Source organism: Rhizobacter sp. P5_C2, from assembly GCF_054049715.1.
Genome location: NZ_JBFULV010000187.1, coordinates 1 through 6,367, shown reverse-complemented (window position 1 = coordinate 6,367; position 6,367 = coordinate 1). Strand labels below are relative to the sequence as shown.

The window sequence follows — 6,367 nt, the reverse complement described above, 5'->3', positions numbered from 1 at the left end:
ACCAGACGGCGCGCCAGTCGATCGGCGCGCCGGCCAGGAACAGCGCGGCCAGCGATTCGGCGAGCTGGTCGGCATCGGCGCGGCCCTTGCGCAGCGTCGGCACGCGCACCGGCAGTTCGTCGGCCAGGTCGGCGGCGAAATTCAGCAGCGTCGGGTGCGGGCCGAGCTCGATGCAGACGTCCGGCTTCAGTCCGGCCAGCGTGCGCAGGCCGTCGGCGAAGCGCACCGCCTCGCGCACATGGCGGCGCCAGTAGGCGGGCTGGGTGATCGCGTTCGCGTCAGCAAGCTGGCCGGTCAGGTTGGACACCAGGCGCAATTGCGGGCGCGCCATCGTCGTCGCTGCGGCGGCCTTCTYGAACGCATCGAGCACCGGATCGACCAGCGGCGAATGGAAGGCATGCGAGACCGGCAGCTTCTGGCAGCGCACGCCGCGTGCGCTGAAGCGCTCGCAGACGGCATCGACCGCGGACGCGGTGCCGGAGATCACCGTCTGCACCGGTGCGTTGACGGCGGCGATCGAGAGTTGCGCGGCGAACGGCGCGACCGCCTCGGCCACCTCGGCTTCGGACGCGAAGACCGCCGCCATCGCACCACCGGCCGGCAGCGATTGCATCAGCCGGCCCCGCTCCGCGATCAGCGCGAGCGCCTGCGGCAGCGTCATCACGCCGGCCAGGCAGGCGGCGGCGTACTCGCCGACCGAATGGCCCATCACCACGTCGGGCACGATGCCCCAGGCGGCCCACAGCTTCGCGAGCGCGTATTCGAGGCTGAACAATGCCGGCTGCGTGTAGCGGGTCTCGTCGATCGCATCGCCCTGCTCGGCGAACACCACGTCGAGCAGCGGCTGCGGCAGCACGCCGGCGATGGCCTGCGCGCAGTCGTCGAGCGCAGCGCGGAACACCGGCTGCTGCGCATACAGCGCACGCGCCATGCCGGCGTACTGCGCGCCCTGGCCGGTGAACAGGAAGGCGATGCGCGCCGGGTCGCGGCGGGTGACGCGGCCGCTGCGCACGCCGTCGGCCTCGCGGCCTTCGGCCACGGCCAGCAGGCGCTCGCACAGTTCGGCGACCGAGCGCGCGAGCACGGTGGCGCGCTGTGCGAAGCTCGCGCGGCTCACGGCTGCCGTGAAGCAGAGGTCGGGCAGCTCGCTGTCGGGGCGGCCGGCGAGCGAGGTGGCGAATCGGCGCGCGGTGTCGGCGAGCGCGGTTTCGTCTCGGGCGGAAAGGACGAACAGGTGAACGGCCCCTCCCTCCCCCGTTCGCCCTGAGCCTGTCGAAGGGTCGGGCTGAGCTTGTCGAAGCCCTGGTTCACCTGGCACCAACCCTTCGACAAGCTCAGGGCGAACGGAATCATCAGAGGGCGCCTCTTCGACAACCACATGCGCATTCGTCCCGCTGAACCCGAACGAGCTGACGCCCGCGATGCGCCGCCCGCCGATCGGCTCCCAGGCCATCAGCGCGGTCGGCACCTTCAGCGGCTGGTCGCCCCATGCGATGTGCGGGCTCGGCGTCTTGAAATGCAGGTGCGCCGGGATCTGCCGCCGCTGTAGCGACAGCACCAGCTTGATCAGCCCGGTCACGCCGGCCGCCGCTTCGAGGTGGCCGAGGTTGGTCTTCACCGAGCCGATCCACAGCGGCTGCGATGCATCGCGCCCTTCGGAGAACACCGCCCCCAGCGCCTGCACCTCCAGCGGATCGCCGAGCTGCGTGCCGGTGCCATGCGCCTCGACATACCCGACCTCGCGCGGCGCGATGCCGGCACGCGAAAGCGCCTCGCGGATCACCGCTTCCTGCGCCGGGCCGTTCGGCGCGGTCAGCCCGCTGCTCGGGCCGTCCTGGTTGACCGCGCTGGCGCGCACCACCGCGAGGATGCGGTCGCCATCGGCCTGCGCATCGCTCAGGCGCTTCAGCACGACCACGCCGCAGCCCTCGCCGCGCGCGAAGCCGTCGGCCGCCGCATCGAAGGTCTTGCACTTGCCGTCCGGCGACAGCATGCGCGAATGCGACAGCGCGATGTACAGGTCCGGCGACAGGATCAGGTTGACGCCTCCCGCCAGCGCCATGCGGCAGTCGCGTGCGCGCAGCGCCTGGCAGGCCAGGTGCAGCGCGACCAGCGACGACGAGCACGCGGTGTCGAGCGTGACGCTCGGCCCCTGCAGCCCGAGCAGGTACGACAGCCGACCCGACGCGATGCTGTGCGCGATGCCCGACGCGAAGTGCGCATCGAGCAGCCCGCGGTCGCCGGTCTCGAGCTGCATCTGCGCGTAGTCGTTCGCGCAGACGCCGACGTAGACGCCGGTCGCCGAGCGCTCCAGCCGGTCGGGCGCCTGGCCGGCGTTCTCCAGCGCCTCCCAGGCCACCTCCAGCAGCAGCCGCTGCTGCGGGTCCATGCCCTGCGCCTCGCGGCGGGTGATGCCGAAGAAGGCCGGGTCGAAGCCGTCGACCGGGCCGAGGAAGCCACCGCCGCGCGTCGCGATGCGGCCCGGCGCCTCGGGATCGGGGTCGTACAGCGCATCGACATCCCAGCGCTCGCGCGGCAGCGGACCGGTCGCGTCGACACCATCGCGCATCAGCTGCCAGAAGCTCTCGCCATCGACACCGCCGCCGGGCACGCGGCAGCCGAGCCCGATGATCGCGATCGGCTCGCGCGCCGCGCCCTCGAGCGCAGCAACCTTCGCCTGCGCCTGCTGCAGGGCGAGGAAGGCCCGCTGCAGCGGCGTCAGCGTGGGGGTGTCGGCGGCAGGACTGCTCAAGATCCCTCCAATCGGCTCATCAGCAAGGCTTCGATCTCGGCGTCGCTCATCGCGGCAACGGCTTCGACGGAGGCGTTCGGCGCGGTGGCTTGCACCGGCTTGTCGGCCACCACCGGTGCGGTTTTCGGGATCACGCGATCCAGCAGGTAGATTGCCAGCGCATCGATCGTCGGGTGGTCGAACATCAGCGTTGCGGGCAAGGGCTTGTCGAGACCGAGCCCGCTGCCGAGCTGGTTGCGCAGCTGCACCGCCATCAGCGAATCGAAGCCGATGTCCATCAAGCGGTCGGCGCGGCCGGGTGCATCGGCGGCGTCCAGGCGCAGCACGCGCACGACGCGCTCGCGCACGAAGTCGCGCATCAGCTCGGTGCGCTCGCCGGCCATCGCGTCGAGCAGGCGCTGGCGGAAGGCCTGGGCGAGTTCGGCCGGTGCGGTGGCGGCGCTGCGTTGCGGTGCGTCGTCGGCGACGACGGCCGATGCGGCCGCTCCCACCGCATCACCCGGCACGCGCGCGACGATCACATGCTGGCCCAGCGCCTCGGCGGGCGAGCCGGCCGGCGGCCACGCGCCCGCCTCGTCGAAGCCGGCCTCGCGCAAGGCCTCGAGCCAGCGCGCCGGCGGCAGCAGCGGGTTGTCGCCGCGCAGGTCGTCGGCGAAGTGCTGCCAGCCTTCGATCAGGCCGGTCGTCATGTCGAACCACGGCAGGTGGGTCGTCGATTCGACCAGCACCAGCACGCCGCCCGGCGCGAGCAGCGCGCGCAGCCGCTTCAGCGCAAGGCGCAGGTCCTTGCTGGCATGCACCGCATTGGCAGAGACGATCGCGTCGACGCTGCCGGGCGCGTAGCCCTGCGGCTGCGGATCGGCGTCCATGTCGAAGCGGCCGAAGCGAACGAACGGGTACGCCGCGAAACGCTCGCGAGCGCGGTCCAGGAACACGTCGGAGACGTCGGTGAAGTGGTACTGCGCGCGGTCGGCCGGCAACGCGGCGAGCACCGCGGAACTCGTGCCGCCGGTGCCGGCACCGACCTCCAGCACGCGCAGCGCGCGGCCGGCCGGCACGGTGGCGGCCAGCGACTCGAAGGCCGCGGCGGCGAGGCCGTTGATGTAGCGCATCGTCGCCGAGCGCTCGTAGAGGTTCTCGGCGAGTTCGAACGAGCCGCCGGGGAACAAGGTCTCGAGCGGGCTCTCGCGGCCCAGCAGCACCGGCGCCACCAGCGAGCCGCAGTGGCGCACGTAGGCGAGCAGCGGCTGGTTGTCGGCGAACAGGCGTTCGGCCTCGGCCCACAGCGCGGCCAGCGGCGGCTCGGCGAGCGCGCGGTCGGCGACGAAGGCCTCGCCATCGCGCCGCAGCTCGCCGCCGTCGACCAGGCTGTCGAGCCAGCGCGACACCAGGTGCCGGTAGCTCGCGCCGATGCCGCTGCGTTGCATCAGGCCGTCGAGCGTGTGCGATTCACCGGCCTGCAGGAACAGGCCGGCCTCGCGCAGCGTGTGCGCCGCGTGCGCGCTGGTCACGCGGGCGAGGCACTCCCACTTCGCCGGGTACGAGGCGGCGTTCAGGTCGAGTGGACCGCGCTCAGCCTGGCGCGACAGCGCGGTGCTGACGCGCGACCAGCGCTGCGCCGCATCGACCACCGGTGCGGCGCTCTCGCCGACGATGTCCATCCAATGCCGCTTCGCGCGAAACGGATACGTCGGCAGCGCGACGCGGCTGCGGCGGTACGGCGCGTCGAACGCGGCCCAGTTCACGTCGGCGCCGGCCACGTACAGGCGTTGCAGGCTCGCGAGCAGGTCGGTCCAGTCAGCACGCTCGCGGTGCAGCGACGGCAGCCATTCGACCTCGGTGCCGCCGGCACATTCAGCCCCCATGCCGAGCAGCACCGGGTGCGGCCCGACCTCGATGAAATGCGTGATGCCTTGCGCGAGCAGCCCCTGCAGCGCCTGCGCGAAGCGCACCGGCTGGCGCATGTGCGTGAGCCAGTAGTCGACGCGGCCGATCTCGGCCGGGCCGGCCGGCGCGCCGGTGACGTTGGAGACCAGCGCGATGCGCGGCTCGTGGAAGGTCACCGTCTCCAGCACGCGGCGGTAGGCCGGCAGCACCGGCTCGATCAGCGCCGAATGCGCCGCATGCGGCACGCGCAGCAGCTTGACGCGGATGCCCGCGGCTTCGAGCCGCTGCGTCGCGGCATCGACCGCGTTGCGCGGGCCGCTGATCACGAAATGCTCGGGGCCGTTGTAGGCCGCGATCGTCAGCGTGGCCGGGCCGTGCGCCAGCTCGGCCTGCACGACCGCTTCGGGCGCGAACACCGCGGCCATCGCCCCATCGGCCGGCAACTCGTGCGTCAGCCGGCCGCGCGCGATCACGCAGGTCATGCCATCTTCGAGCGACAGCAGGCCCGACACGCAGGCCGCTGCGTACTCGCCGAGGCTGTGCCCGAGCAGCGCCACCGGCTCGATGCCCCACGACCGCCACAGCGCGGCCAGCGACACCTCGATCGCGAAGTTGACCGGCTGCGCCCACACCGTCTCGTTGATCGGCGAGCCGCTGCCCGCCGGCGTGAAGATCACGTCGAGCAACGGGCGCGGCAGGTGCGGCGCGGCGGCCGCGTTGCAGGCGTCCATCGCGGCGCGGAACACCGGCGCGCTGTCGTAGAGCGCGCGGCCCATGCCGGCGTACTGCCCACCCTGGCCGGTGAACAGGAAGGCGACCTGCGGCCGGGCTGCGCCTTCGAGCGTGCCGCGCGCGATCGCAGGGTCATCGCTGCCGGCGAGGAAGCCGGCGAGCCCGGCGTGCAGCTCGTCGACGCTTGCGCCGGCCAGCGCGACGCGGTGCGAGAAATGCGAGCGGCCGGTGTTCGCGCTGAAGCACAGGTCGGCCGCTTCGGCGCCTTCGTCGAGTTGCAGCAGCCGCGCCTCGTGGCGGCGCGCCAGGTCGAGCAGCGCGCCGTCATCGCGTGCCGACAGCGCGAGCACGTGGGCCGGTCGAACATCGGCACCACCTCCCCGTTCGGGCTGAGCCTGTCGAAGCCCGAACTCCGTTCGCCCTGAGCCTGTCGAAGGGTCGGGCTGAGCCTGTCGAAGACCTGGTGCCGCGCGAGCAGGCCCTTCGACAAGCTCAGGGCGGTCCTTCGACAGGCTCAGGACGAACGGAGTACCTCGTTCCCGTGGCGCAGCTTCCAGGATCACATGCGCATTGGTGCCGCTAAACCCGAACGAGCTGACCCCCGCGAGCCGGCGGCCGTCGATCTCGGGCCAGTCGGTCGTCTTCGTCGGCACCTGCACCGGCCAGTTCCAGTCGATGTGCGGGTTGCCCTGCGTGAAATGCAGGTGCGGCGGGATCTGCCCGCGCTGCAGCGACAGCACCACCTTGGCCACGCCCGCGAGGCCGGCTGCGGCTTCGAGGTGGCCGATGTTCGTCTTGACCGAGCCGACGCGCAGCGGCTGCGCCGCATCGCGGCCCGCACCGAGCACCGCCGCGAGCGCGCCGAACTCGATCGGGTCGCCGAGCGGCGTGCCGGTGCCGTGCGCTTCCACATAGCCGATCTGCCGCGCGTCGACCTGGGCCGACGCCAGCGCGGCGCGGATCACCGCCTCCTGCGCCGGGCCGTTCGGCGCGGTC

At 72.5% G+C, this 6,367-nt stretch carries 2 protein-coding genes; both read right to left on the bottom strand.

Features of this window, described 5'->3' with window-relative positions:
- Positions 1-2,752: type I polyketide synthase (locus ACXJLU_RS32390; RefSeq protein ID WP_457337847.1), on the bottom strand; the 2,752-nt coding region annotated here is incomplete at its 3' end.
- Positions 2,749-6,367: type I polyketide synthase (locus ACXJLU_RS32385; protein ID WP_457337846.1), on the bottom strand; the 3,619-nt coding region annotated here is incomplete at its 5' end. The genes ACXJLU_RS32385 and ACXJLU_RS32390, both read right to left, overlap by 4 nt.